This is a genomic window from Nocardia sp. NPDC058518 (genome assembly GCF_042719655.1).
In the GTDB taxonomy this organism is placed as follows: Bacteria; Actinomycetota; Actinomycetes; order Mycobacteriales; family Mycobacteriaceae; genus Nocardia.
The window spans coordinates 24,243-49,106 of record NZ_JBHXNJ010000013.1; the positions used below are offsets into that span (position 1 = coordinate 24,243).

23 protein-coding genes, 1 pseudogene and 1 riboswitch are annotated in these 24,864 nt (G+C 68.7%); of the genes and pseudogenes, 10 read left to right on the forward strand and 14 right to left on the reverse strand.

The genetic code is table 11. The features are described from left to right. Positions 1-28: 28 nt before the first annotated feature. On the forward strand, positions 29-1,000 hold the full coding sequence (locus tag ACFWPX_RS21735) for a 2-phosphosulfolactate phosphatase (protein WP_378928868.1): 972 nt from the start codon (positions 29-31) through the stop codon (positions 998-1,000). On the opposite strand, the gene ACFWPX_RS21740 is transcribed toward ACFWPX_RS21735, so the two are convergent. The 3 genes from ACFWPX_RS21740 to ACFWPX_RS21750 all read right to left on the reverse strand — a co-directional run bounded on the left by ACFWPX_RS21740 (position 981) and on the right by ACFWPX_RS21750 (position 3,292). Beyond that, positions 981-1,505 carry a hypothetical protein gene (locus ACFWPX_RS21740; RefSeq protein WP_378919745.1) on the reverse strand — a complete coding sequence of 175 codons (525 nt, stop codon included), beginning with the start codon at positions 1,503-1,505 and terminating at the stop codon, positions 981-983. The genes ACFWPX_RS21735 and ACFWPX_RS21740 overlap by 20 nt on opposite strands. A gap of 149 nt (positions 1,506-1,654) precedes the next feature. Next, on the reverse strand, positions 1,655-2,422 hold the full coding sequence (gene map, locus ACFWPX_RS21745) for a type I methionyl aminopeptidase (protein ID WP_378928869.1): 768 nt from the start codon (positions 2,420-2,422) through the stop codon (positions 1,655-1,657). 60 nt (positions 2,423-2,482) lie between these two features. Continuing rightward, positions 2,483-3,292: a mycofactocin-coupled SDR family oxidoreductase gene (locus ACFWPX_RS21750; RefSeq protein WP_378928870.1), complete on the reverse strand. Its 810-nt coding sequence runs from the start codon at positions 3,290-3,292 to the stop codon at positions 2,483-2,485. Positions 3,293-3,417: 125 nt separating this feature from the next. On the opposite strand from ACFWPX_RS21750, the gene ACFWPX_RS21755 reads away from it, so the two are divergent. Next, complete coding sequence (locus ACFWPX_RS21755) at positions 3,418-3,681, forward strand: helix-turn-helix domain-containing protein (protein ID WP_378919740.1); 264 nt, start codon at positions 3,418-3,420, stop codon at positions 3,679-3,681. Between the two features lie 24 nt (positions 3,682-3,705). Here ACFWPX_RS21755 and ACFWPX_RS21760 read toward each other — a convergent pair whose 3' ends face one another. Both ACFWPX_RS21760 and ACFWPX_RS21765 read right to left on the reverse strand, forming a co-directional pair. Next, positions 3,706-6,114 (reverse strand): MFS transporter, encoded by a 2,409-nt coding sequence (locus tag ACFWPX_RS21760; RefSeq protein WP_378928871.1) that lies wholly within the window; start codon positions 6,112-6,114, stop codon positions 3,706-3,708. A gap of 237 nt (positions 6,115-6,351) precedes the next feature. Then, on the reverse strand, positions 6,352-7,194 hold the full coding sequence (locus tag ACFWPX_RS21765) for an NAD-dependent protein deacetylase (protein ID WP_378919736.1): 843 nt from the start codon (positions 7,192-7,194) through the stop codon (positions 6,352-6,354). 132 nt (positions 7,195-7,326) lie between these two features. On the opposite strand from ACFWPX_RS21765, the gene ACFWPX_RS21770 reads away from it, so the two are divergent. Then, complete coding sequence (locus ACFWPX_RS21770; protein ID WP_378919734.1) at positions 7,327-7,782, forward strand: hypothetical protein; 456 nt, start codon at positions 7,327-7,329, stop codon at positions 7,780-7,782. Between the two features lie 33 nt (positions 7,783-7,815). Here the strand turns inward: ACFWPX_RS21770 and ACFWPX_RS21775 are convergent, their stop codons facing one another. From ACFWPX_RS21775 to ACFWPX_RS21795, 5 genes are all read right to left on the reverse strand, one after another. Then, on the reverse strand, positions 7,816-8,655 hold the full coding sequence (locus ACFWPX_RS21775) for an acyl-CoA thioesterase domain-containing protein (RefSeq protein ID WP_378928872.1): 840 nt from the start codon (positions 8,653-8,655) through the stop codon (positions 7,816-7,818). A gap of 91 nt (positions 8,656-8,746) precedes the next feature. Next, the gene (cobN, locus tag ACFWPX_RS21780) at positions 8,747-12,394 is read right to left on the reverse strand and encodes a cobaltochelatase subunit CobN (protein ID WP_378928873.1); all 3,648 of its coding nucleotides are present in this window, start codon (positions 12,392-12,394) and stop codon (positions 8,747-8,749) included. A gap of 34 nt (positions 12,395-12,428) precedes the next feature. Continuing rightward, positions 12,429-12,556, reverse strand: a riboswitch (cobalamin riboswitch). Between the two features lie 132 nt (positions 12,557-12,688). After that, the gene (locus ACFWPX_RS21785; protein WP_378928874.1) at positions 12,689-13,171 is read right to left on the reverse strand and encodes a hypothetical protein; all 483 of its coding nucleotides are present in this window, start codon (positions 13,169-13,171) and stop codon (positions 12,689-12,691) included. Then, a complete protein-coding gene (locus ACFWPX_RS21790) occupies positions 13,168-14,547 on the reverse strand; it encodes a MerR family transcriptional regulator (protein WP_378928875.1) in 1,380 nt (459 codons plus the stop codon). The genes ACFWPX_RS21785 and ACFWPX_RS21790 overlap by 4 nt, the downstream gene beginning before the upstream one ends. Positions 14,548-14,580: 33 nt before the next feature. After that, positions 14,581-15,255: a hypothetical protein gene (locus ACFWPX_RS21795; protein ID WP_378928876.1), complete on the reverse strand. Its 675-nt coding sequence runs from the start codon at positions 15,253-15,255 to the stop codon at positions 14,581-14,583. Positions 15,256-15,465: 210 nt separating this feature from the next. Here ACFWPX_RS21795 and cobG point away from each other — a divergent pair, with 210 nt between their 5' ends. Continuing rightward, positions 15,466-16,677, forward strand: coding sequence for a precorrin-3B synthase (gene cobG / locus ACFWPX_RS21800; RefSeq protein ID WP_378928877.1), 1,212 nt, complete (start codon positions 15,466-15,468; stop codon positions 16,675-16,677). An 83-nt stretch (positions 16,678-16,760) separates the two neighbouring features. Then, a complete protein-coding gene (locus ACFWPX_RS21805; protein ID WP_378928878.1) occupies positions 16,761-17,858 on the forward strand; it encodes an RNA ligase (ATP) in 1,098 nt (365 codons plus the stop codon). A gap of 85 nt (positions 17,859-17,943) precedes the next feature. Here ACFWPX_RS21805 and ACFWPX_RS21810 read toward each other — a convergent pair whose 3' ends face one another. The 3 genes and pseudogenes from ACFWPX_RS21810 to ddaH all read right to left on the reverse strand — a co-directional run bounded on the left by ACFWPX_RS21810 (position 17,944) and on the right by ddaH (position 19,690). Next, on the reverse strand, positions 17,944-18,387 hold the full coding sequence (locus tag ACFWPX_RS21810) for a hypothetical protein (RefSeq protein ID WP_378928999.1): 444 nt from the start codon (positions 18,385-18,387) through the stop codon (positions 17,944-17,946). Positions 18,388-18,445: 58 nt separating this feature from the next. Then, a pseudogene (locus tag ACFWPX_RS21815) lies at positions 18,446-18,790 on the reverse strand (low temperature requirement protein A); the annotation flags it as partial. A gap of 36 nt (positions 18,791-18,826) precedes the next feature. After that, positions 18,827-19,690 carry a dimethylargininase gene (ddaH, locus tag ACFWPX_RS21820; protein WP_378928879.1) on the reverse strand — a complete coding sequence of 288 codons (864 nt, stop codon included), beginning with the start codon at positions 19,688-19,690 and terminating at the stop codon, positions 18,827-18,829. 131 nt (positions 19,691-19,821) lie between these two features. On the opposite strand from ddaH, the gene ACFWPX_RS21825 reads away from it, so the two are divergent. From ACFWPX_RS21825 to ACFWPX_RS21845, 5 genes are all read left to right on the forward strand, one after another. Beyond that, positions 19,822-20,259 (forward strand): Lrp/AsnC family transcriptional regulator, encoded by a 438-nt coding sequence (locus ACFWPX_RS21825; protein ID WP_378928881.1) that lies wholly within the window; start codon positions 19,822-19,824, stop codon positions 20,257-20,259. Positions 20,260-20,302: 43 nt separating this feature from the next. Continuing rightward, positions 20,303-20,938 carry a precorrin-8X methylmutase gene (locus ACFWPX_RS21830; protein WP_378919710.1) on the forward strand — a complete coding sequence of 212 codons (636 nt, stop codon included), beginning with the start codon at positions 20,303-20,305 and terminating at the stop codon, positions 20,936-20,938. A 5-nt stretch (positions 20,939-20,943) separates the two neighbouring features. Further along, a complete protein-coding gene (gene cobJ / locus ACFWPX_RS21835; protein WP_378928993.1) occupies positions 20,944-22,551 on the forward strand; it encodes a precorrin-3B C(17)-methyltransferase in 1,608 nt (535 codons plus the stop codon). Between the two features lie 279 nt (positions 22,552-22,830). Then, on the forward strand, positions 22,831-23,319 hold the full coding sequence (locus tag ACFWPX_RS21840; RefSeq protein WP_378928882.1) for a ubiquitin-like protein: 489 nt from the start codon (positions 22,831-22,833) through the stop codon (positions 23,317-23,319). A gap of 157 nt (positions 23,320-23,476) precedes the next feature. Beyond that, positions 23,477-24,019, forward strand: coding sequence for a PadR family transcriptional regulator (locus ACFWPX_RS21845; protein WP_378928883.1), 543 nt, complete (start codon positions 23,477-23,479; stop codon positions 24,017-24,019). Positions 24,020-24,062: 43 nt separating this feature from the next. On the opposite strand, the gene ACFWPX_RS21850 is transcribed toward ACFWPX_RS21845, so the two are convergent. After that, a complete protein-coding gene (locus tag ACFWPX_RS21850) occupies positions 24,063-24,815 on the reverse strand; it encodes a cobalt-precorrin-6A reductase (protein ID WP_378928994.1) in 753 nt (250 codons plus the stop codon). Positions 24,816-24,864: the final 49 nt, after the last annotated feature.

The following is a 24,864-nucleotide window of genomic DNA, read 5'->3' on the forward strand; positions in this document are numbered from 1 at the left end:
TGGCGGATTCGGCTATCGGGAGGTCAGCGTGCGATCGGCACCTCAGTGGGCACGTCAGGACGGGTTCGGGATTCGGGTGGAGTGGGGGCGGGCGGGGGCCGCGGTGCTCGGGCCGGGCGCCGGGTGTCTCGTGGTGATCGACGTGTTGTCGTTCACGACGTCGGTGTCGGTGGCCACCGCCGCGGGTACCGCGGTGTTCCCGTATCGGTGGCGTGATGATTCGGCGCGGGCGTTTGCCGAGGAGAACGGCGCCGAACTCGCCGTCGGACGGCGGGAGTCCGGTCCGTGGTCGTTGTCGCCTGCGGCGATCCGGCGGGCGCCGTTCACCCCGCGCCTGGTGCTGCCCTCGCCCAACGGTTCCACCATCGCCGCCGCTGTCGAGGGGACGCCGGTCGTCGCCGCTTGTCTGCGCAATATCAGCGCGGTCGCCGACTGGCTCGTTGCCCGGCACTGGGGTACTCCCGATCAGCCGATCGTGATCATCCCGGCGGGCGAGCACTGGCCGGGCACCGATACCGTGCGACCGGCGCTCGAGGACTGGCTCGGTGCCGGTGCGCTCGCCGCCGCGCTGATCGATCGCGGCCTCACTGCCCCGTCCCCCGAAGCACGCACGGCGGCAACCGTATTCGATGGAACATCCGATGTGGGCGGCCTGATCACCGACTGTGCGTCAGGCCGCGAACTCACCGCGATGGGCTTCGCCGATGATGTGGCCATCGCGATCGAGCAAGATGCGGACGCTACCGTTCCGGTACTCACCGACAACGCCTTCGTCGATTACCCGACCGAAGGCGACACCGTGGTGGGGGGGGGGGGGGTGGTGGGGCCACACAACCAGACGCGAGGAAAGAGTGGGAAGGGGAAGCAGCCAAAACACCACCCCCACCAAAACACACCAAACCACGACACAAAAAACCCCCCCCCCGCGGCCCCGCCACCCCCCCCCCCCCACACCCCCCCCCCCCCCCCCACGGATCGGTCTACTGGTTCGAGCCGATGATGCCGCCGATCACCGCCCCGATGATGCAACCGGGGATGGCGCTGACGAACAGGAAGATCAGGCCGATGAGCGCACCGATCACACAGCCGATGGCGATGCCGGCGACGATGTTGCCGGTCTGATCGATGTTCTGCAACGCCGCGGGGTTCGCGAGCGGAGCGCCGACGGGGGTGAGGGTGAGGGTGGTGGCCGCGGCGTCGAGCCGTGGGATCACGTTGATGGCAGGACCGGCCACCGTCTGCACGGTCGTCGGGATGAAGCCGACGCGCTGGCCGTTGGGTGCCAGGACGGCGACGCCCGCTTCTGGCGTGAGCTCGAACGTGCCCGCCGTGAGTTCGACGGACGCCTGCGAACCGTCGTGCGCGACCGCGGCCGTATAGGCAACGGCACCGTCGACACCCGCTATCGACGGTCCGGTGAGCGGTGCGCCGTTGGCGGTGGCGGCGGCGATGCCTGTCGCCGCGACAGTGAGCACGCAGGCAGCCAGCAACTGCTTGAACATCATGGGTTTTCCCTCCGACTTGCTGACCCGACCTACCCCGAGATCAGCCCGTACCTCTAATGATGCGCTATAGCTATGTCGCATCACAGTGGATCGGCGGAATCCGAATCGGCTTGCGGCAACACAGAATTCGCACGTGCGGAGCCGACCGGTCAGTCTTGTGAGGTGAGGATCCGCGGACCGTCGGCGGTGACGGCGATCGTGTGCTCGCTGTGCGCGCAGCGGGAGCCGTCGGCGGAGCGGATGGTCCAGCCGTCGGCGTCGGTGTAGACCTTCGCGGTGCTCGCCGCGAACCACGGCTCGATCGCCACGGTGAGCCCGGGCCGCAGCCGGAACCCGCGGCCCGCCCTGCCGTCGTTGGCGATATGCGGATCCTCGTGCATCGTCCGCCCGAGTCCGTGCCCACCGAACTCGGTGTTGACCGGATATCCGTACCCGCGGGCGACATTCGCGATCGCGGCGGAGATGTCACCGATGCGGTTGTCCGGTTGCGCGGCCGCGATTCCGGCGGCCAGGGCCTCCTCGGTGGCCCGCACCAATCGCTCGTCCGCGGGCGCCGGGGTGCCGACGATGAACGAGAGCGCCGAGTCGGCGACCCAGCCGTCGATCGACACGGCCAGATCCGCCGTCAGCAGATCCCCGTCACACAGCACATAGTCGTGCGGAAGCCCGTGCAGCACAGCATCGTTCACCGCCAGACACACCGTATTGCGGAACGGCCCGCGCCCGAACGACGGCGAGTAGTCCCAATAGCACGACACCGCCCCGCGCTCGCGAATCCGTTCCCGCACATACGCTTCCAGCTCGAGCAGATTCACCCCGACCGCCGCACGGTCGCGCACCCCGGCCAGCACGTCGGCGACGAACCGGCCGGTCACCCGCATGCGCTCGATCTCCGCGGGTGATTTCAACTCCACCATCACGCCTCCACTTGGTATTTTCATACCGACACTAGCCGCGCCGGTATAAAAATACCAATCTCAGCGGTTCAGGTTGCCCATATCGATGGGGATCTGCGCGCCGGTGATCTTGCCCGCCTCGTCCGAGCACAGCCACGCCACCGTCGCCGCGATCTCCTCCGGCTGGCAGATGTGGCTGGGCAGCGCGTTCATGAAGATGGGCGCGAGGGTGCTCCCGTACTTCTCGAACAGCGGTCCCATCTCGCTGATCTGCATACCGCTTTCCACGCCCGCCGGGTGCACCGTGTTCACCCGGATCGCATACCCGCCGAGCTCGTTCGCCATCGTCTTGGCCAGCCCCGTGATCGCGTGTTTGGTCGCGACGTAGTGACCGGTGAACGGAATGCCCTTGAGTCCTCCCACCGAACTGGTGAACACCATCGCGCCGCCTTCGTTCTGCGCGATCAGGTGTGGCACAGCCGCTTTCGCCGTGTGAAAGACGCCGGTGAGGTTGACGTCGATCGTCTCCTGCCACTGCTCGGCGGTGATTTCCCACGACATCGCGGCAGAGCAGATTCCCGCGTTGGCCACGACCACATCGAGCCTACCCAGCTGCTCGATCCCGGCCGTCAGTGCCGCCGAGAGCGCGTCGAAATCGCGGACGTCGACCTTGCTCGCGACGATCTTGCCGCCCGCCGCTTCGACCAGCTTCACGGTCTCGGCCAGATCCGACTCCGTCGCGCCCGCGTACGACGTGCTGGCGAACTCGGCGCACGCGTCGATCGCGATCACGTCGGCGCCTTCCTCGGCGAAACGCACCGCCTCCGCCCTGCCCTGCCCGCGCGCCGCTCCCGTGATGAAAACGACCTTGCCGTCGAACCGTCGTGTCATGCCCAAACCTTTCGAACCTCGATGTCCTTCCCTGACACCTACCACCGACAACGACCGCGCGAGGCGGAAACGGAGATACCTACTCAACTTGGCCAACGCGTTGGCGAGGACCTACCATCGGTCGCATGGTCCGTCTCCCGCTCAGCCCCGCGCAGGTCGAAGCAGGCCGCCGCCTCGGCCGCCGCCTTCGCACGGCCCGCGGCGATCGCGACCTCACCGAGGTGGCCCTGCGAGCAGGCATTTCCCCGGAGACGCTGCGCAAGATCGAGTCGGGACGGCTGCCCTCACCGGCGTTCGGCACCGTCGTCGGCCTCGCCGAGGCCCTCTCGATCCCTCTGGCCGAACTGGCCGAGTCCTACCGAGACGAACAGGTCGCCGAGTCCGCCTGATCGTCCGCGCCGACCTCGACCCGGCTACCGGCGGTTCATCGACTCCTCGTTCTCGTAGCCGAGCGTCACATCGTGAGTGATCTCGCCACGGGTCACCGATACCTGACTCGCGACCGGTGGGTATCCACGCGCGACGACCGTGTACTCCCCTTCCGGCAGGTCCGGGACCAGGTACTGGCCCTTCTCGTCGGTCCGGGCCGTCGCCGCCGGATCGCCACCCGAATCCAGGACGGTGATCTGTACATCGGGGACGGGACGGTCACCGTCCACCCAGGCCGAGCCGAGGAGAATGGCCATCGGTTCGAGGGCGATATCGCGATGCAGCGAGCCCGTCTCCGGCACGGTCAGCGCGACCGCCGACGGACGCATGTGGTCGGCTACCGCGACCAGGGTGTACGTGCCGCTGACGACGTCGCGGCACACGTAGGTGCCGTCCTCGCCGGTGATCGCCGCGCCGACCACCTCACCCTGGGGGTCGGTCAGCGTGACCGTGGCACCCCAGAGCGGTTCGCCGCGGCGCGCCGACCGCACGATCCCGGTGAGTTCGCCCGCGCCCGTCAGCATCAGGTCGACGTGCTGGGCACGCTCCCCGATCGACACGCTCACCGCCTCGGGCTGATGACCGGCCGCGGCGGCGATGAGCACATAGCTGCCCGGGCGCGGCGCCTCGATCACGTACGAGCCGTCGGCGTCGCCGTTGCCGCGGGCCACCTGATGCCCGTGCTGGTCGATCAGGGTGAGCGTGGCGGCGGGCACCGGGCGCGCGTCGTCGCGTCGCAGCAGTCCCGCGATCACCCGACCGGTCGCGGCGGGACGCAGTTTCCCCGCCATCTCGTGCGCGTCGTGCAGGCTCACATCGCGCAGCAGGGTGGCATCGGCGTGCTCCTCGGGCGCCGGGTCCTCCTGTAGCGGAATCTCTTTCATGAATACCAGCACCAGGCAGGCGACCACGGCGAGGTCGGCGGCGAGCAGGAACACACTGTGCATCGAGTCGGTGAATCCCTCGAGGATCGGGATCCGCAACTCGTCGGGCAGGGTGGCGATGCCACTGGTATTGCTCAGCAGGCCCTCGAGCCGCGCGCCGTCGAAACCCGGCGGCAGGCTGCCACCGAAGGCTTCCAGGATCGAACCGGGCAGCTGGTCGAACAGCACCGTCAGGAACACCGCGACCCCGAGCGTCCCGCCGAGCTGACGGAAGAACGTCGCCGCCGCGGTCGACACGCCCATCTCGGTACGCCCGACGGCATTCTGCGCGGCGATGATCAGCGTCTGCATGCAGCCGCCGAGCCCGAGGCCCATGATCGCGCTGTAGGCGAGCGGCTGCCACAGCGGACCGTTGTAGGTGATCCGGGCGAACAGGGCGCACCCGATCGCCAGGATCAGCGCACCGAGCACCGGCAGCACCTTGTAGCGTCCGGTGGCTTTCGTGATCAGCCCGGATATCTGCGCGCCCACCATGATCCCGAGTACCAGCGGCAGCATCAGCAGCCCCGCCTCGGTCGGCGAGAAGCCACGCACGACCTGCAGATACTGCGGCACCATCGTGATCGCGCCGAACATCGCGACACCCACGAGGAACCCACCGAGGATCGCGATGCTGAAGGTGGAACTGCGGAACAGCCGCAGCGGGATCAGCGCCGAGTCCTTCATCAGGAATTCGACGAGCACGAACAGCACCAGACCGCCCGCGCAGATGCCGTAGCAGAGTAGCGATTTCGGCTCGGTCCAACCCCAGACGCGCCCCTGCTCGGCCACGATCAGCAGCGGCACCACACCCACGACGAGCGTGATCGCGCCGAGCCAGTCGATCCGGCTGCGCTGGCGCGTGTGCGCTACGTTCAGCATCTTCGCGACCACGAGGAACGCCAGAATCCCGACCGGCACGTTCACCAGGAACACCCAGCGCCAGCCCTCGATGCCGCCGAGGCTCTCGTAATCGGACAGGAAACCGCCGACCACCGGGCCGAGCACCGTCGCGATGCCGAACACCATGAGGAAATAACCCTGGTAGCGGACCCGTTCGCGCGGGGGAACGATGTCACCGACGATGGTGAACGCCAGCGACATCAACCCGCCCGCGCCCAACCCCTGGAAGGCGCGACAGCCTGCCAGCTGGTACATGGTGGTCGCGAAGCAGCAGGCCGCCGAGCCGATGACGAACAGGGCTATCGCCAGTAGATAGAACGGTTTACGCCCGTAGATGTCGGCGAGCTTGCCGTAGAGCGGCGTGGTGACCGTGGCGGTGATCAGGTATGCCGTTGTCGCCCATGCCTGTTCGTCGAACCCGTCGAGACTGTTCGCGATCCTGACGATCGCGACGCTGACGATGTTCTGGTCGAGCGCGGCGAGGAACACCCCTAGTAGCAGGCCCGACAGAATCGTGAGTGTCTGGCGGTGCGTGAGGCGTGATTCGGCAACGACGGTATCGGTCATGGAGAAGCCCTGGTTCTGATCGGCTGGCAAGTGGGGGTCGATCATTCGGCCCACACGAGGGCCGACAACCCCGCTGCGAGGAAAACTTTGCGCCGCGGGTGGAACTCTTCATGCACTGGTCCGCAGAGCTTACCCACGCCGGATTCGTCGCCGTCATCGAGGGATCAAGTTATCGATCATTTCACTGGGAAACGATAGGTCTCCGCACTCGGGACTGTCAGTTCGGCGGAGGCGAATTCAGCTGCCGAGTTCGGCAAGAGCGCACAGAGTTTCCGAGCACCCCGCGTCGATTCGGAGGGTGGCGAGTTCGTCGCCGCGGGTGCGCCCGCGATTCACGATCACCACTGGCACACCGTTTTTCGCTGCTCTGCGCACGAATCGCAGGCCCGACATCACCGTCAGCGAGGAACCGGCAACCAGTATCGCCTGCGCTTGTTCGACCATGTCGAAAGCGGCTGCCACCCGGTCGGGCGGCACATTCTCACCGAAATACACGATGTCGGGTTTGAGCATTCCGCCGCACGCCGTGCAGTCGACCATCCGGAATCGGTCGGTATCGGCCACCACGGCGTCCGCGTCGGGTGCCACTTCGATACCCGTTGCCCGCGCCGAAACATTTTCCGCGAAACCGGGATTGGCGGCTTCGAGGTGTTGCGCCAGCGTCATTCGGGAGATCAGATTCGCACAGTCGAGGCAACGCACTCGTGCGTAAGTTCCGTGCAGATCGATCACCCGGCGCGCCCCCGCCTTCATGTGTAGCAGGTCCACGTTCTGGGTGATCACTCCCGACACCACGCCTGCCCGCTCCAGCCGCGCGAGGGCGCGATGACCGGGGTTGGGCCGGGCGGCGTCCATCCGCCGCCAGCCGATGTGGTTGCGGGCCCAGTACCGTTGCCGAAACACCGGGTCGCCGACGAACTGCTGGTAGGTCATCGGGGTGCGCGGTGGCGATTGTGGGCCGCGGTAGTCGGGAATACCGCTGTCGGTGCTCAGCCCCGCACCGGAGATCACCACGGTGCGGCGCCCGCTCAGCAGCTCGGCCGCGCGTTCCACCGCGTCGGTGGTGTCGACATCCACCATGGATCCACTCTACGAGTGGGGCGGCGCCGCGTTGTGCGCGGGACGAACACGCCGGGGCCGAGTTGCGTGCGGTGGCCGCGCGGCGACATGATGTTTCATCCGCCCGGCATCGACCGCTGCAGAGGAAAACCTATGTCCGACACCGACGAGCACGGCCGCACCGCGCTCAATGCCGCGGTCGACGGGACCATCATCGCCGTCCGGCGGATGTTCTATGTCCTCGGCGACGAGATCGACCGCACCGAGGGCCCGATCGAATTCACCTTCCACAACGGTTCGACCCTGCTCTTCGACGCCGGTGTCGACGGTGCGGAACTGCGCATCGGCGGGGCGCCGTGGCGGGACCCGTTCGAGCCACTGGTCGACCCGGTGAATATCGAGTACGTCGCCAACTCCGGCAAGTACACCGCTTTCGACGTCACCGACGAGGCACCCTACGACGAGCTCGCGGGCCGCCGTGTCGACGCGGTCTCGGTGGTGCCACTGGCCGACGGACGCCCCCGCGCGGCCACCCTCTACCTGGGCACGGGCATGGTGAAGGCGGAGTCGATCGCCGACGAACTCATCGTGACACTGATTTCCGCGTAGTTCGCCGGTGCCGGCATTCACCGGACTTACGGGCTACCTGAGCGCGTCCGCCGCGAACGACTCCGACAGCTCGTCGATGACGTCGCCGCGGATCTGCCTGCGTTCGTTGGCCAAGGCGGTGGTCGTGCAGATACCGAACGCACCCTGTTCGTCGTAGAGCACCGCGGCACCCGCCGCGATCCCGTCGTCGCTGAGGTGACTCTCCGCCTCGATGCCCATGTCGTCGCCGACGGGCATGCGCGAGAACGTGATCGACACATCGGTATTGATGAAGCCGATGCCCTCGGTACCCCAGTTGGTGACCAGACTGGTCTGCTCGCCGGTCATCGCGGCGTAGCAGAACGGGGACGACCGCTCCCCCGCGACGACCGGGATATTGCGCATCCACTTACGTTTGCGCGTGTCGTTCTGGTGTTCGGTCATATTCGCCGACCAGCCCTGCCCGTCACTGCCGAACAGGTGCATCTTCGCCTCGATGGTGGCCAGCACGCTCGGCGGCGGCAGCGGGCGATCCCGGTCGGGTCGCCACACCTCACCGGGCGGCTGCGTCGACCGCTTCAGCAGCAGTGCGCTGCCGCGGGCGACGACCTCGCCGTCGGCGCACGCGGTGATCGTCACCGAACGGACCCGGTTCCCGTCGCGCACCAGTTCACTGGCGACGGTCAACGGCACGGCGGGCACCGCGCGGTGCAGGTCGATGGTCAATCGCGCCGGGGCGAACCCTTCGGAGCAGTAGCCCGCTTCCACCTCGCGCGCCATCAAACCGCACACCGGCGGACCGGACAGCGTGCTGGGCGACCACAGGCTCAGCGAGTACCGCATCGGCGTGAAGACGCCGTCCGCGTGCGTGAAATAGCCAGGCGAGGTACTCATCGTGCCCCTTTCCTCCGCGGGCGCCGGGCGGGATCGTGCCGGCACACCATTCCTCACACTAGAACGTGTTGCAATTTTGCGGCAAGTCGGGTCACTCCAGCTCACCCTCGGTTTCCAGGTAGACCTGGCGCAGCTTGTCCAGCGTCTCCTGCTCGGGGTGCTCCCACAGCTTGCGCTCGGCCGCTTCCAGGAGCCGTTCGGCGATGCCGTGCAGCGCCCATGGGTTGGACTGCTCCATGAACTTGCGGTTCACATCGTCGAAAACGTAACTCTCCGACAGCTTCTCGTACATCCAGTCGGCGACGACATTGGTGGTCGCGTCATAACCGAACAGGTAGTCGACGGTGGCCGCCATCTCGAACGCGCCCTTGTACCCGTGGCGGCGCATCGCCTCGAGCCAGCGCGGGTTCACCACGCGGGCACGGAAGACCCGCGCTGTCTCCTCCGACAGCGTGCGGGTGCGCACGGCATCGGGGCGGGTGGAATCGCCGATATAGGCCTCGGGGTTCTTGCCGGTCAGCGCGCGGACGGTCGCGACCATGCCGCCGTGGTACTGGAAGTAGTCGTCGGAGTCGGCGATGTCGTGTTCGCGGGTGTCGGTGTTCTTGGCGGCGACCGCGATGCGCTTGTAGGCGGTGCGCATATCGTCGGCGGCGGGGGCGCCGTCGAGGTCGCGACCGTAGGCGTAGCCACCCCAGGTGGTGTAGACCTGCGCGAGGTCGTCGTCGGTGCGCCAGCTCTTGGAGTCGATGAGCTGCAGCAGGCCGGCGCCGTAGGTGCCTGGCTTGGAGCCGAAGATGCGGGTGGTAGCGCGGCGGGCGTCGCCGTGTTCGGCCAGGTCCGACTGGCTGTGCGCGCGAACGTAATTCGACTCCGCGGGCTCGTCCAGGTCGGCGACCAGGCGGACCGCGTCGTCCAGGAGGGCCAGGACGTGAGGGAAGGCGTCACGGAAGAAGCCGGAGATGCGGACGGTCACGTCGATGCGGGGACGGGCCAGTTCGTCCAGGGAGATGACCTCGAGCGAGGTGACGCGGCGGCTGGCCTCGTCCCACACCGGCCGAACACCCAGCAGCGCGAAGACTTCCGCGATGTCGTCGCCGGAGGTGCGCATCGCCGAAGTACCCCACACCGACAGCCCGACCGACTTCGGGTACTCGCCGTGATCGGCCAGGTACCGGGCGAGCAGCGATTCCGCCATCGCCTGACCGGTCTCCCAGGCCAGCCGCGAGGGGACGGCCTTGGGGTCGACGGAGTAGAAGTTGCGGCCGGTGGGCAGCACATTGATCAGACCGCGCAGGGGGGAGCCACTGGGGCCAGCGGGAATGAAACCACCGTTGAGCGCGTGCAGGACGCGGGCGATCTCGATGCGGGTTTCGCGCAGGCGGGGCACGACCTCGGTCGCGGCGAACCGCAGGACGGTCCGCACCGCGTCCAGGCGGGTGGTCTCGTCCGCCGAGACCGTGCGGTCGGCCGCTCCCCCGGCGAGAATCGCGGTGGCGAAGTCGTTCACGAGCGTGTCGACCGCGTCCGCCGACCAGTCCGTCGCCTGCAGTGCGCCGAGGAGTTCGCGGGCGCGGGCTTCCACCACGTCGACGCGTTCGCGGGATTCGTCACCGGCTTCGCTCAGGCCCAACGCCTCTCGCAAGCCGGGCACGTTCTGTTCGCCGCCCCACAGCTGACGGGCGCGCAGCATGGCCAGCACCAGGTCGAGTTCCATGTCGCCCTCGGGCGCCTGCCCGAGAATGTGCAGGCCGTCGCGGATCTGCACGTCCTTGATCTCGCACAGCCAGCCGTCGACGTGCAGGAGCATGTCGTCGAAGACGTCTTCCTCGGGGCGTTCGGCGAGGCCGAGGTCGTGGTCCATCTTGGCCGCGCGCATCAGGGTCCAGATCTGCTGGCGGATGGCGGGCAGTTTGGCCGGGTCGAGGGCGGAGATATTGGCGTGCTCGTCGAGCAGCTGCTCCAAACGAGAGATGTCGCCGTAGGTTTCGGCGCGCGCCATCGGCGGGATCAGGTGGTCGACGAGGGTGGCGTGGGCGCGACGCTTGGCCTGGGTGCCCTCGCCCGGATCGTTGACCAGGAACGGGTAGATCAGCGGCAGGTCGCCCAGCGCCGCGTCGGTGCCGCAGGAGGCGGACATGCCGAGAGTCTTGCCGGGCAGCCACTCCAGGTTGCCGTGCTTGCCCAGGTGCACCATCGCGTCGGCGCCGAAACCGTCGGGCGCGGACAACCAGCGGTAGGCGGCGAGATAGTGGTGGCTGGGCGGCAGATCGGGATCGTGGTAGATCGCGACGGGGTTCTCGCCGAACCCGCGAGGCGGCTGCACCATCAGCACCACATTGCCGAAACGCAGTGCGGCGATGACGATCTCACCCTTGGGATCGGCCGACCGGTCGACGTAGAGTTCGCCCGGCGGCGGCCCCCATGCCTCGACGACGGCCTCGCGCAGGTCCGCGGGCAGGGACTCGAACCAGCGGGTGTAGGTGGCGGCGCCGATGCGAATCGGGTTGCCCTCCAGCTGTTGCGCGCTCAACCACTCCGGATCCTGGCCGCCCGCGGCGATCAGCGCGTGGATCAGCGCGTCACCGTCGCGTTCCACCAGGCCGGGGATCTCATCGATATCGCCGAGATCGTAACCGGCGGTGCGCAATTCGGTGAGCAGACGGATCGCACTCGCCGGCGTATCGAGGCCGACGGCATTGCCGATGCGGGCGTGCTTGGTCGGATAGGCCGACAGCATGATCGCGATCCGCTTGTCGGCGGCCGGGATGTGGCGCAGGCGGGCGTGGCGCACGGCGATGCCCGCCACGCGGGCGCAGCGTTCGGGATCGGGGACATACGCCGACAGCCCGTCGGCGTCGAATTCCTTGAAGGAGAACGGCACCGTGATGATGCGGCCGTCGAATTCGGGCACCGCGACCTGCGTCGCCACATCGAGCGGCGAGAGGCCGTCGTCGTTGGCCTCCCACTGCGCGCGGCCACTGGTCAGGCACAGGCCCTGCAGGATCGGCACGTCGAGGGCGGCGAGCGCGGCCACATCCCAGGCTTCGTCGTCCCCACCGGCCGACGCGGTCGCGGGCTTGCTGCCACCCGCCGCGAGGACGGTCACCACGAGGGCGTCGGCACGGCCGAGCAGGGTGAGGAGTTCGGCTTCGGCGGTGCGCAGCGAGGCGGCGTAGACCGGGAGCGGCCGTGCGCCCTTGGCCTCGATCGCCTTGCACAGTGCCTCGACGTAGGCGGTGTTGCCGGCGAGGTGCTGGGCGCGGTAGTAGACGACGGCGACGGTCGGGGCGTGCGGTTCGAGGATTCGCGGGGACCGATCGAGCTCGCCCCAGGTGGGCAGTTGCGCGGGCGGTTCGAATCCGTGGCCCGTCAGCAACACGGTGTCGGACAGGAAGTTGTGCAGCTGGAGCAGGTTCTCGGCCCCGCCCGCGGCGAGGTAGTTGTGCGCGTCGGCCGCGACGCCGACCGGCACCGTCGAGCATTCCATCAGCTCGGCGTCGGGCGCGATCTCGCCGCCGAGCGCCACCATCGGCACCCCGCTCGCCCGAATCGCGTCGAGGCCCTCTTCCCACGCGCGCTTGCCGCCGAGGATCCGCACGATCACCAGGTCGGCGCCGTCGAGCAGTCCCGGCAGATCCTCCACCAGCAGCCGGGCGGGATTGCCCCAGCGGTACTCGGCGCCGCTCGCGCGAGCACTCAGCAGGTCGGTGTCGGAGGTGGACAGCAGCAGGATCACAGGGTGAGACCTTCCTCGGGTTACGCGCCCATCGGGGTTTGCGGTGCTCGCCGGAGAGGGTCTGGCTGTTCACAGTGGCGCGACCGCACCGGATTTCCACCGGTTTCCTCGTCGCCCGCCGAGCAAGACGATGCTACTGGGCCCGTCCCGCCCGCAACTTTCCAGCCCGCTCCCCCGCGGCTGGACAATCGATCACCAGGCAATGGCGCGAGCATCGTTCGAGAGCCTCTCTGCGCCAGGGCCTGATGATCTTGATCCTTGGGTTGCGCTGCGCAGAGGTGACGGCGGTCGGTGTCAGTGGGTGGGTCGGCGGGTGGTGTCACCGGCGGCGATCGCAGCGGCGACCTCGGTGACCGCGCCGCGGATGAGCGCGCCGTAGTCGTCGTCCGGAAGTATGTCGAGGCGCTCGCGGGCTGCTTCGACGTGGTGGGTCGCGGCGAGGAAAGCGCCGAGGCGGCGGAAGTTGTCGGCGAGGTTCAGGTGCAGGGAGGGGTAGAAGCCGGCGACCTGGATCCCTGCGTGGTAGCTGTTCAGGCGGGTGTCGGTGAGGGCGTCGGCGGCGTCGAGGGCTCGGACATCCCAGACGAGGGCTTCGGCCGGGTCGTCGTAGGTGTCTGCCAAGTAGTGGGCCAGGGTGCAGCGGTGCAGCGGGTCACCGGCGGGACCGATGTCGGCCCAGACTTCGAGCAGGGCGGTGCGGGCACGATCGGGGTCGCCGGTTCGGAAGTCGGTGACGCCCTGGGTGATTCGGGTCATGATCGGGTCGGCGGTGGTCATCGTGAGGTCTCCTCGGTGGGTTCGGGTTTGCACGGCATGGCCAGGGTCGACAAGCCGCCGTCATCGGCGGAACGGATCAAGACGGGCATGTCCGCAGCGATGAGGTCGAGCATCACGTCGGCACCGACCGCGCCTGCGATGGCCGGGTAGAGGGTGGTGACGGCGAAGTGGACGGTCATCGCGGGGCCGGTGATCTCGGCAGCGAAGGATCCGCGCGTTACGCCGCTGTGGTCGGCCTCGTGCGTGGAAGGCTCAGCGTTCGCAGGCCTGTCCGCCGTCCCCGCGTCGGTGTCGGGCCGTGCGGTGGTGCCGTCGGCCGTGATGGACACCGCGTTCGGTGGGGACACGTGGAGCACCACCGTGGATGAACCTGCGTTTTCCAGCGAATGGAGCAGATCCGCACGGGCGAGCACGACCCTTGTGCTGACCGGGGGCAGTGCCGCCAGCATTTCTCGATAGTCGGGGAAGTCCTCGGTCGAACGGCGGCAGTGGCGGCGGCCAGGACCGGCGTTCGGGCCGAGCTCGACGCCCGACGCTCCGTGGCCGACATCGCCGTCGACGCGGCCCGAGTGCGCTTCGAGGTCCCTTTCGCCGGGCCGTTCGCCGCGGCCTCGCGCGGCGGTACGCCCGGCACCGCCGGAAACCTCAGCTGCCGTGGCGAATTCGATACCTGATGCGGTCGCGACGACAGCCACGGAATACTGTCGGCGCAGCCAGGACACGGTCGATCGAAGGTCGTCGGCCGCGATGGTGGCTGTCCATGGCAGTGCGGCCCTGCATGTCGTGCGCAGCGTGCGGGTCGCCAGTCGGTAGCGGTCCGTTGCGGTGAGGGTCAACTCCTGCGCATCCGCTTCGAAGAGAATCGTGTCCAGTACCCGCATGGTCGGATCGGTGAGAGTGGCGGTCGCGACCTGGTCGACCGCGGCCGCGAGCGCGGGTCCGCTCACCCACACGGCGTCGGACGCCGGGTCGTCGCCTCGGCGCGGAGCGTGCCCAGGGTCTGTCCGGCATGCCGGGTCGGGATTGCTCGGCAACGCCCGGCCGACTCGCAGGGCAGCACGGGCCGCGGTCGCGGCGGTGCGGATCTCGGCCGAGCGACGGTCCATGGCGGCCAGGTGCTCGTCTACGAGGCCCGCCGTATCGGCTGGGTCGGCGAGGACCGCGGCGACGGCCGGTAGTGGCATGTCGATGGCGCGGAGGTGGCGGATCAGGCGGGCGGTGTCGGTCTGTTCGGGGGCGTAGTAGCGGTAGCCGGTGACCTCGTCGACGACGGCGGGGACGAGGATGCCCGCGTCGGCGTAGAAGCGCAGGGCACTGGCGCTCAGGCCGCAGGCGCGGGCAAAAGCTCCGATGGTGATCAGCTCGGTGTCGGGCACCCGTTCATGATCGGGGTTCGAGTGAGTCGAAGGTCAAGTCGTGGATCGGTCGGTGCCCGCGGCGACCATCTCCGGGGAGCCGGTGCCGAGATTGCGGTACACGTTCGCGATCACCAATTGGCCGAGTGCGTTGTTGCCGACACCTCCGATGACCGCACCGATGCCCGCGGGGATGAGGGTGCCGAACAGCAGCAGGGTGCGTTTCACCAGGTAGTTGACGATGAAGCGTTTGGCAGGCGAGTCCGGCATTGATGCCAGTCCGGGGATGTGATCGGTGACGACCGAGAGCCACTGGCCGGTCTTGTGGCCCGCCGTCTCCTCGAGCACTTTCGTGCCGCCTTCGCCGAGCACCACCTTCGACACCAGCTGTGCCTGCCTCGGGTCGTCGGGATCGAGCCCGTACGCCGCGGCCGCACCGACCGACAGCACCGACGACGCCTCGAGGAACACGAGGGTGTCCACACCGGTCGCGGCCAGACCGATCAGGGTGCCCACCCCGGGGACCGCGGCACTGAGCCCGACCGTGACGCCGCTGGCGGTGACGACGACCAGGTACTGGCGCGACAGCCGCTGCACGATCTCCACCGGCGCGTCCTCGGGGTGCCTGCGGCCCAACCAGCCGACGTAGCGGTTCACCACCGGCGCCTGCGCCTGCGCGACCCTGTCGAGTGCGGGAACGACACGCTTGTCCACGAGTTCACGCAGCATGTGGCGGCTCTCCTGTCAGTGCTCGGCTGGCGAAGGATCCGCCACTCACCTAGGCGAATACCCCCGAACCGCCCCCTCACGCGAGTGGGCCCCGTCACGCCGACAAGGCGGGCCACGGCTGGTCGACCGCTCGCCGGAGAGAGCAGTGCCGCCTTCAGCCGATCACGGCGAGGTTCGGGGCAGAGCCGGCGCGTCGTAGGCTGGAGCATCATGACCAGGAGTGCTCCCGATTCTTGCCCAGGGGTGCTGCGGTTGCATCAGGCTGCTGATGGGCCGTTGGCGCGGATTCGCGTGCCCGGCGGGCGGTTGGAGCCGACGCAGTTGCAAGCGTTGGCCGATGCGGCTCGTGATCTGGGCAACGGAAATCTCGAGCTGACCTCGCGGGGCAACATCCAGCTGCGCCAGGTCCGTGACGCCTCCGAACTCGCGCAACGCTTGGGCGCGGCGGGACTGTTGCCCAGCCGGACCCATGAGCGGGTGCGCAATATCGTGGCCTCACCACTGTCCGGGCGAGTCGGCGGGTTCGCGGACGTCCACGGGCTCGCGGTCGACCTCGACGCCGGATTGCGCGGCGATCCGCTGCTGGCGGAGCTGCCAGGGCGAGTGCTGTTCACCCTCGACGACGGACGCGGCGATGTGAGCACACTGCACGGCGACATCGGCATTCACGCCGTGGGCGACGACGAGTTCGCCCTGCTGCTGGCGGGCGCCGACACCGGACTTCGGGTCACCGCGGGCGAAGCGGTCGAGGTGATGCTCGACGCGGCGCGTGGCTTTCTCGATCTGCGGGGCACCAGCGATTCCGGACAGTGGCGACTGCACGAGATTCCGGGCGGGGTCGAATCGGTGGTCGAGACCTTGGACCGCTCCCCCGTCGGCGAACCTCTCGAACTCGGTGCGCCACACGCTGTTCCGATCGGATGGCTCGATCAGGAGAACGGCCTCGTCACCCTCGGCGCGGGAGTACCGCTCGGCACCTTGTCGGCCAGGACGACCGAATTCCTGGCCGCTGTCGAACGGCCCGTTTTCGTCACCCCGTGGCGCAGCCTGGTGATCACCGACCTCGACGAGGGACCCGCCGAAACCGTGGTGCGGGTGCTCGCGCCGATGGGCCTGATCTTCGACGCGAATTCCCCGTGGCTGCTGGTCAGCGCCTGTGCCGGACGCCCTGGTTGCGCGAAATCACGCACCGACGTCCGCGCCGACCTGGCCGCCGCCATCGAATCCGACCGGGTGCTGCCCGGAGCGTCCGGCGACTCGGCCGACGGGCTCTTTCCCGCCGACGCTGTCACCGTGACAGGTCGCCAGCACTGGTCGGGGTGCGATCGCCGCTGCGGCCGTCCACGCGGACCCGTCACCGATGTGGTCGCCACCGACCACGGCTATCGCCTCGACATCGATGAGTCGACGACCGCGCCCTGACCTGCTCGCGCGGCCTGACGAAACTCGATCGACGGTGCCGGAAATGTCTCGTACCCTTGCCTTCTCACTACGAGGGGGTTCCCATGTCCACACTGCAGGTGACGGCCGAGCGGCTCGTCGTTGTTCCGCATCCGAATGCCGATCGGCTCGAGTTGGCCCAGGTCGGCTTGTACCGGGCCGTGGTCGCGAAGGGTCAGTTCGCCACGGGGGATCACGCGGTCTACATTCCGGAACAGTCGGTGCTGCCCGAGGAGCTGATCGCCGAGCTCGGCTTGACCGGGAAACTCGCTGGCTCGCTGCGTAATCGGGTGAAGGCGGTGCGGTTGCGCGGCGAGGTGTCGCAGGGCATCGTGTGCACGCCGACCGCGCTGGGCGGCGTGGATCTGGCCGGGGCAGCGGTAGCGGGGACCGATTTCGCCGAATCGCTCGGAATCGTGAAATGGGTTCCGCCGGTGCCGGTCTCGATGTCGGGTCAGGTCGAGTCGGCGCCGGATCTGCTGCGGTGGGTCGATGTCGAGAACATCAAGCGGTTTCCCGATATCTTCACCGCCGGGGAGCCGGTGGTGGCGACGGAGAAGATCCACGGCACCGCCTGCCTGCTCACCCATGTGCGTGCCGGTGACCGAATCCTGGTGTCGTCCAAGGGCGTCGGCGGCAGGTCGCTGTCGCTGTCGCTGACCGAGGCCGACGGCAACCTGTACTGGCGCGCCGTTCGCGCCCACGGGCTCGACGAGGCCGCTCGTAAGCTCGCCGCCGCGCTCGACGCGGACCGCATCGGTTTGTTCGGTGAGGTATACGGCGCGGGCGTACAGGACCTGCACTACGGAGCGTCCGCCGCGCACGATTCCTCGCTCGGCTTCGGTCTGTTCGATATCGCGGTCGACGCGGGCGCGGCGCCGGTCCGCTGGCTCGGCCATCACGAGATCAGCGCCCTGCTCGATGACCTCGGGCTCGCCCTGCCGCGCGTGCCGGTTCTCTACGAGGGTGGCTACGACGCGGAGTTGCTGCTGGAATTGGCCGAAGGCGCCGAAACCGTCAGCGGTGCGGGCACCAATATCCGCGAGGGTCTCGTGGTGCGGCCTGCCACCGAGCGGCCGTCGCCGATTCTCGGTGGCCGGGCGATCGGCAAGATCGTCTCCGCCGCGTACCTGCTACGCGACGGCGGCACCGAATACGAGTGAGCCCCACCGCGCTACGCGTGCACAATTACCTCCCCCGATCGGATTTCGCGCCGATTCTGTGGAAAGTGCTCGCGTAGCGCGGCGTTCAGCGGTCCTCTGCCGTGCGCGGTGCGCGCAAGGTCTCGGAGACCACCGCCGCCGCGAGGGTGAGCATCACCCCGAGCACCAGCCACACACCACCGATGTGCGGCGCCGACCAGCCGAGCGCGAGCGCGACCACCAGACACGGCACCGGCCAGCGCCACAACCACCGCACCCCGGCGCTGCGCATCCCACCGAGCCCACACACGAGGAAGAACGCGGCGGCGCCACCGCCGAGCACCCAGCCGAGCCCGGCGGGCAGATGACCCGACGGGTGCGCCGCGACCAGGCCCAACCCCGCGGCGACGGTCGCGATCGCACCACTGATCGCGCAGTGGACGGCCATCACCCGCTGATAGGGCAGACCGACGGTGCCCGGCACCTCCCCCATCAGGCGCGGAACGAACCCATAGCGCAAGGTCAGCGCCCACATGCCGATCAGGCACAAGAACGCTCCCGCTCTGCGCGATCGGCCAGTCCACCACGACCTGGCCGCGCCGCCACGCCATCGACGACGCCACCCGCACCAGCACATAGATCGCGGCGAAGACATTCATGTGCTCGTCGGGCGCACCGCCGACGGCGGCCATCATCACGCACAGACCGAACATGCACCCGAACACCATGGTGGTGCGCGCCTGTTCGCCCGCGACATTGCTGTACACGGTGACACAGGCCCACACCACCCAGAAGGCCAGGTACAGCACCACATACAGGCCGAATTCACCCAGTGAGGGTCCGCGGTGCAACAGGTGGGTGAGCTGACCGATACCCGCCACGGCGACCAGGTCGAAGAACAGCTCGGTCCAGCTCGCGCGCCGCTCCTCGGTGCCGTGCTCGAGGTGTGCCATCCGCCCAGTATGTGGGCGGTGGGCGACCCGGCTCGGCTAGCTCACGGCCGTGTCGCGGCGGGTGTGCAGCTCGAGCACACAGCATTTCACGCCGCCGCCGCCCTTGCGCAGTTCGGACATGTCGATCGGGACGGGAACGAACCCGCGCTCGCGCAGCCGCGCGATGAGCCCGGTGGCGCCGGGGTCGAGGAAGACGTGTTCGCCGTCGCTGAGGCCGTTCAGACCGAAGCAGACCGCGTCGTTGTCCTCGGCGAGGATCGCGTCCGGGTAGAGCGCGGTCAGCACGTCGCGTGCGGCGGGGCTGAACGCGGCCGGGTAGTAGGCGATGGTGGTGTCGTCGAGGACCATCAGCGCGGTGTCGAGGTGATAGAAGCGCGGGTCGACCAGCTCGAGCGACACCACCGGCACCTCGAAGTACCGCTCTACCTCCGCGTGCGCGGACAACGAACAGCGGAACCCGACCCCGGCCAGGATCCGCTGCCCGGCGAACGCGAAATCGCCCTCCCCCTCATTGGTTTCGGTCGCGGCGGCCAGCTCGCGAAGTTCCCTGGCGGCGAACCACTGATGGAAGGCGGGGCCCTCGGCGGCGCGTTCGGGGTGGGCGAATCGTGCCGAGAGTGCGTGTCCACCGATCACGATGCCGCTGTTGGCGGCGAAGACCATATCCGGCAATCCGGGTTCGCCGGGCACCGTTTCCACCGTGTGCCCGTGGGCTTCCAGGCTCGCGCGCAGGATCTCCCACTGGGCGAGCGCGCGGGCCCGGTCGACCGGGGCGGCCGGATCCATCCACGGGTTGATCGCGTAGGTGACCTCGAAATGGTCGGGGCGGCACAGCACGTAGCGGCGCGGTGACGCGGTCCGCGCCGGTGCGGTGACGCGAAGGGGGCTAGCGGCGGTCATCAGGACTCCTGGTCGCTGCGCGGATGGTTTCCACGACCGTAATTGCCGTTCCATTGCACCGGGAACACCGATTCGTTGTGCATTTCGGTGTAAGAACGAGGAATCATTGTGCACAGAAGTAAAGGAGCGACGTGGACGATATCGACCGGCGCATTCTCGCGGAGCTGCTCGTGCACGCCCGCGCCTCGTTCCAGGAGATCGGTGCGGTGGTCGGGCTGTCCGCGCCCGCGGTGAAGCGGCGGGTGGACAAGATGGTCGCGAGCGGGCAGATCACCGGGTTCACCGCGCAGGTCAACCCGGCCGCGCTGGGCTGGAAGACCGAGGCCTACGTCGAGGTCTACTACCGCGACAACATCTCCCCGGCCGAGCTGCGCAGGACCCTGGAACCGATTCCGCAGATCGTCGGGGTGTGGACGATCGCGGGCGAGGCCGACGCGCTCGTGCACGTGATGGCCACCGACATGGCCGAGATCGAGGTGACGGTCGAACGGATCAGGGAGAACGCGCGCGTCGGGCGCACCCGCAGCTCGCTGGTGATGTCACGCATTCTCGAACGCCCCCGCACCTGAGCCGCCGGACACCACGTCACACCCAGGTTCTAGGGTTGTCGGCATGTCCGACGTGCGTACCAGCTACCTCACCGACGGGGCCGAGATCTATCGGCGCTCGTTCGCGACGATCCGCGCCGAGGCCGATCTCGCCGGTTTCCCCGCCGATGTCGAGCGGGTGGCGGTGCGGATGATCCACGGCTGCGGTCAGGTCGACCTGGCACCCGATATCGCCTACTCCCCCGGTGTGGTCGCCGCCGCGCGCGCCGCGCTGCACGCGGGCAAGCCGATCATCTGCGATGCCAATATGGTCGCCTCGGGGGTGACCCGCAAGCGCCTGCCCGCCGACAACGCGGTGCTGTGCAACCTCACCGACCCGCGGGTGCCCGAACTCGCCGCGCGACTGGGCAACACGCGCTCGGTGGCGGCACTGGAACTGCTGCGCGACCAGCTCGACGGCGCGGTGGTCGCCATCGGCAACGCACCGACCGCGCTGTTCCATCTGCTCGACATGCTCGACGCCGGTGCGCCGCGACCCGCCGCGATCATCGGCATCCCGGTCGGGTTCATCGGCGCCGCCGAATCCAAGCAGGCGCTGATCGACTTCGACGGGATCGAATACTTGACCGTCCGTGGCAGGCGGGGCGGCAGCGCGATCACCGCATCGGCACTGAACGCGATTGCGAGCGAACAGGAGTGAGTGAGATCAGCACCGGCAAACTGTGGGGTATCGGCCTGGGCCCCGGCGATCCGGAACTGGTGACCGTGAAGGCCGCCCGGCTCATCGCCGAAGCCGACGTGGTCGCGTTCCACAGCGCCAAGCACGGGCGCAGCATCTCCCGCGCCATCGCGGCGCCGTACCTGCGCGCGGGGCAGATCGAGGAGCACCTCGTCTACCCGGTGACCGTGGAGACGACCGATCATCCCGGTGGGTATCAGGGTGCGATCGACGAGTTCTACGAGCAGGCGGCAGCGCGGCTGGCCACCCACCTGGCCGCGGGGCGCACCGTCGCGCTGCTCGCCGCCGGTGATCCGCTGTTCTACTCCTCCTATATGCACATGCACCGGCGGCTGGCCGGCCGATTCGACGCCGAGATCGTTCCCGGCATCACCTCGGTCAGTGCGGCATCGGCGGCGCTCGGCACTCCCCTCGTGGAGGGTGAGCAGGTGCTGACGGTGCTGCCGGGCACCATGCCCGTCGAGGAGCTGACCCAGCGCCTGCGCGAGACCGACGCCGCCGCGATCATGAAGCTGGGGCGCACGTTCCCCGGTGTGCGCCAGGCACTTTCGGACTCCGGTCGCCTCGATGACGCCTACTACGTCGAACGCGCGAGCAGCACCCGGCAGCGGGTACTCGCCGCGGCAGACGTGGACCAGGCAGACGTCCCGTACTTCTCGATCACCCTCGTCCCCGGTCCGACGCCGACCACGGCGATCCCCGCCCGCGGACTTTCCGGCCATCAGCCCGCGGCCGACCTCACCACCACCGTCAGTACGGCGCCCGACCGACCGGCACCTGCCGATTCCCGGCCCGACGACTCGATCACCGCGGATGTGCCGGGCGAAGTCGTTGTCATCGGGCTCGGTCCCGGCGACGCGGACTGGACGACGCCGCAGGTCACCGCCGCATTGGCCGAGGCGACGGATCTCGTCGGCTATGCCACATACATCGATCGAGTCCCCGAACGGGCGGGCCAGCGCAGGCACGCCAGCGACAACAAGGTCGAATCCGAACGGGCCGCGATGGCCCTCGACATGGCCAAGCGTGGTGCTCGCGTCGCCGTCGTATCCTCCGGCGATCCGGGCGTTTTCGCCATGGCGGCAGCCGTCCTCGAGGTGTCCGCCGAACCGCAGTTCAAGGATGTCCCGGTGCGGGTGCTCCCGGGCCTGACCGCCGCCAACGCGGTGGCCAGCCGGGTCGGCGCGCCGCTCGGGCACGACTACGCGATGATCTCGCTGTCGGACCGGCTCAAGCCGTGGGATGTTGTCGCCCAACGCCTTTCGGCGGTCGCCGCGGCCGACATGGCCATCGCGATCTACAACCCGGCTTCCTCGCAACGACGCTGGCAGGTCGGCGCCATGCGCGAGGTACTCCTCGAGCACCGCCCGCCGCAGACGCCGGTGGTGCTCGGCCGCGATGTCGGCGGGCCGACCGAATCGGTCCGGGTGACCACCCTGGGCGAGCTCGATCCGGACGAGGTCGACATGCGCACACTGCTGATCATCGGATCCTCGACCACCACCACCTTCGACACGCCGGAAGGCACCCGCGTTTTCACCTCGCGCAGGTACGGGTCGGTACCGAGCCGGTAGTCCGCGCCCGGCCATCAGCAAACCGCACGGTCGGTACCCCCGCACGACCCGCGCCGAGCGGCCGCCGGATCGGCGCGGCAGGCGCCTCCCGCACGACCCGCGGGCGACCGAAACCACCGCGATTCTCGGCGACCCGCGCGATCGGCGACGCCCGGCGATGCGCGCCCGCGGTGGCACACTGGTTCCGCGGGCCTGCCCGCGAGCACAACAGCGTGACAGCTCGTTTCCTGGTTCGATTCCCCAACGCGTCCCACGAGGACGATGAAAGGATTCACCACGATGAGTGTTCAGCACCACGCACAGCACACCCTCAGCACCCGATTACGACGCGGTGTGACGGTCGGCCTGATAGCCGCCGCCATGGCGGTTCCCGTCGCCGGGATCCTGCCGGTCACCGCGTCGGCCCTGCCGCTACCCCCGGCGCCCGCCGTTCCCGAGCTGCCTGCCGCCCCCGAGCTGCCGGTCTCTCCCGAGCTGCCTGCCGCTCCCGTCGCCCCCAAGTTGCCCGGCCTGCCAGGGGCACCCCTCGCCGAGACCGCGAACAGCATCACCGTGATGGTCAACGGTTTGGACGGCGAGCCCATCTCGGTCAGTGTCGACACCACCGCCACCGTGAAGGACCTGAAGGTCCTCATCCAGGAACAGACCGGCGTTCCGGTGGCTGATCAGCAGCTCGTCACCGAGAGCGAGATCAAGCTCGAGGACTCCGCGACGGTGGCGTCCTACGAGCTGGCCGACGGTGACATCCTGAACCTCGCGTTGGCCTGAGCCTGACGGGTCGACCATCGCGGCGGTGGTGCTCCGCGCGCGAGCATCACCGCCGCACCCCGGCCCGGCGAACGCGCCGCAACACGGGCACTATTGGCGAACCGCCCACCCAGGCGTAACGTTCCACTTAGGAATGTAGTTCGAAGGGAGTTGACCGTTGACCGACATCGCGACACGACGCCGCCCGCTGAACTCCACCGCGGCCTCGCTACTCGGGTTCCTGCACGAGGGTCCGAAGTCGGGCTGGGATCTCGCCACCCAGGCCCAGCAACGCATCGGCGACTTCTGGACCATCACGCAGAGCCAGGTCTATCGCGAACTGTCCACCATGGACGCCGCGGGCTTGGTGACCAAGGGTGAACGCGGCGCCAGGGAGCGCACGCCGTACCGGATCACCGATGTCGGACGCGAGGCCTTCGCCGAGTGGATCGGGCGCGATCCGGGCGCCGAGACCATCCGGGTGCCGCTGCTGCTCACGCTGTCCTTCGGCGAGCACCTGGATCCGGCGCATCGTGATCGGATCATCGCCGCCAACAAGAACATTCATCAGGATCGCCTCGACCGCTACCTCGATGAAGACGAAACCGCCCTGGCACCCCACCAGCGGGCCACCCTCGAATTCGGCATCGCCTACGAGCGCGCGGTCCTGCACTGGTTCGACCAGCTGCCGACGATCTTCACGCCGCCGAACCCGCGCTGACTCCCGTTCGGCCCACCCGCGGCCCGACCGGCAACGGCCGGGTTCAGCTCACCCGGTGCGAGGTGGACTCGCGCAACCACTCGACGGCGTCGCCGACCTCGGACACGGTGACCGCGCCCGCGGGCAGCGGTGGCCGGTCGATCATGATCACCGGCAGACCCGCGGTGCGGGCGGCGAAGATCTTCGCCTCGGTCTGCTCACCGCCGCTGTTCTTGGTCACCAGCACATCGATGCGATGGCGCGACATCAGCACGAGTTCTTCATCGAAGGTGAACGGCCCACGCGCCAGCAACAGTTTCGCGCGCGGTGGCAGCGGGACCTCGGGGGCGTCGATGGAGCGGATCACGAAACCGTGCCCCGTACAGCCGACGAACGCGCCGACGCCCTGGCGGCCGATGGTCAGCAGGACCTGTTCGTCGCGGGCGGTCAGGGCCGCGGCCGCCGAGGCGAGATCGGGCACCCGGGTCCACAGGTCGCCGGGCCGCTGCACCCACTCCGGGCGGCGCAGATGCAGCGCGGGGATGTCCAGATCGGCCGCGGCGGTGGCCGCGTGCGCGCTCACCTTCGCGGCGAAGGGATGGGTCGCGTCCACGACAGCGTCGATCGCGTTCTCGCGTAGCCAGGTTCGGAGGCCCTCGACGCCACCGAACCCACCCACACGGACCGCACCGACCGGCAGCCGCGGATTGGCGACCCGACCGGCGAGGGAGGACACGATGTCGAGTCCACGCTCGCCGCACGCTCTGCGCGCCAACTCCCTGGCCTCACCGGTGCCACCGAGGATCAAAACTCTCAGGACAGCCCTCCGAAATCATCGGCACCGGCATCGCCATCGAACTTCGAGT

Coding starts and splice junctions, on each gene's coding strand:
- ACFWPX_RS21740 (WP_378919745.1), bottom strand. CDS start 1,505: ATGATGTTCAAGCAGTTGCTGGCTGCCTGCGTGCTCACTGTCGCGGCG.
- map (WP_378928869.1), bottom strand. CDS start 2,422: ATGGTGGAGTTGAAATCACCCGCGGAGATCGAGCGCATGCGGGTGACC.
- ACFWPX_RS21750 (WP_378928870.1), bottom strand. CDS start 3,292: ATGACACGACGGTTCGACGGCAAGGTCGTTTTCATCACGGGAGCGGCG.
- ACFWPX_RS21755 (WP_378919740.1), top strand. CDS start 3,418: ATGGTCCGTCTCCCGCTCAGCCCCGCGCAGGTCGAAGCAGGCCGCCGC.
- ACFWPX_RS21760 (WP_378928871.1), bottom strand. CDS start 6,114: ATGACCGATACCGTCGTTGCCGAATCACGCCTCACGCACCGCCAGACA.
- ACFWPX_RS21765 (WP_378919736.1), bottom strand. CDS start 7,194: ATGGTGGATGTCGACACCACCGACGCGGTGGAACGCGCGGCCGAGCTG.
- ACFWPX_RS21770 (WP_378919734.1), top strand. CDS start 7,327: ATGTCCGACACCGACGAGCACGGCCGCACCGCGCTCAATGCCGCGGTC.
- ACFWPX_RS21775 (WP_378928872.1), bottom strand. CDS start 8,655: ATGAGTACCTCGCCTGGCTATTTCACGCACGCGGACGGCGTCTTCACG.
- ACFWPX_RS21785 (WP_378928874.1), bottom strand. CDS start 13,171: ATGACCACCGCCGACCCGATCATGACCCGAATCACCCAGGGCGTCACC.
- ACFWPX_RS21795 (WP_378928876.1), bottom strand. CDS start 15,255: ATGCTGCGTGAACTCGTGGACAAGCGTGTCGTTCCCGCACTCGACAGG.
- cobG (WP_378928877.1), top strand. CDS start 15,466: ATGACCAGGAGTGCTCCCGATTCTTGCCCAGGGGTGCTGCGGTTGCAT.
- ACFWPX_RS21805 (WP_378928878.1), top strand. CDS start 16,761: ATGTCCACACTGCAGGTGACGGCCGAGCGGCTCGTCGTTGTTCCGCAT.
- ddaH (WP_378928879.1), bottom strand. CDS start 19,690: ATGACCGCCGCTAGCCCCCTTCGCGTCACCGCACCGGCGCGGACCGCG.
- ACFWPX_RS21830 (WP_378919710.1), top strand. CDS start 20,303: ATGTCCGACGTGCGTACCAGCTACCTCACCGACGGGGCCGAGATCTAT.
- ACFWPX_RS21840 (WP_378928882.1), top strand. CDS start 22,831: ATGAGTGTTCAGCACCACGCACAGCACACCCTCAGCACCCGATTACGA.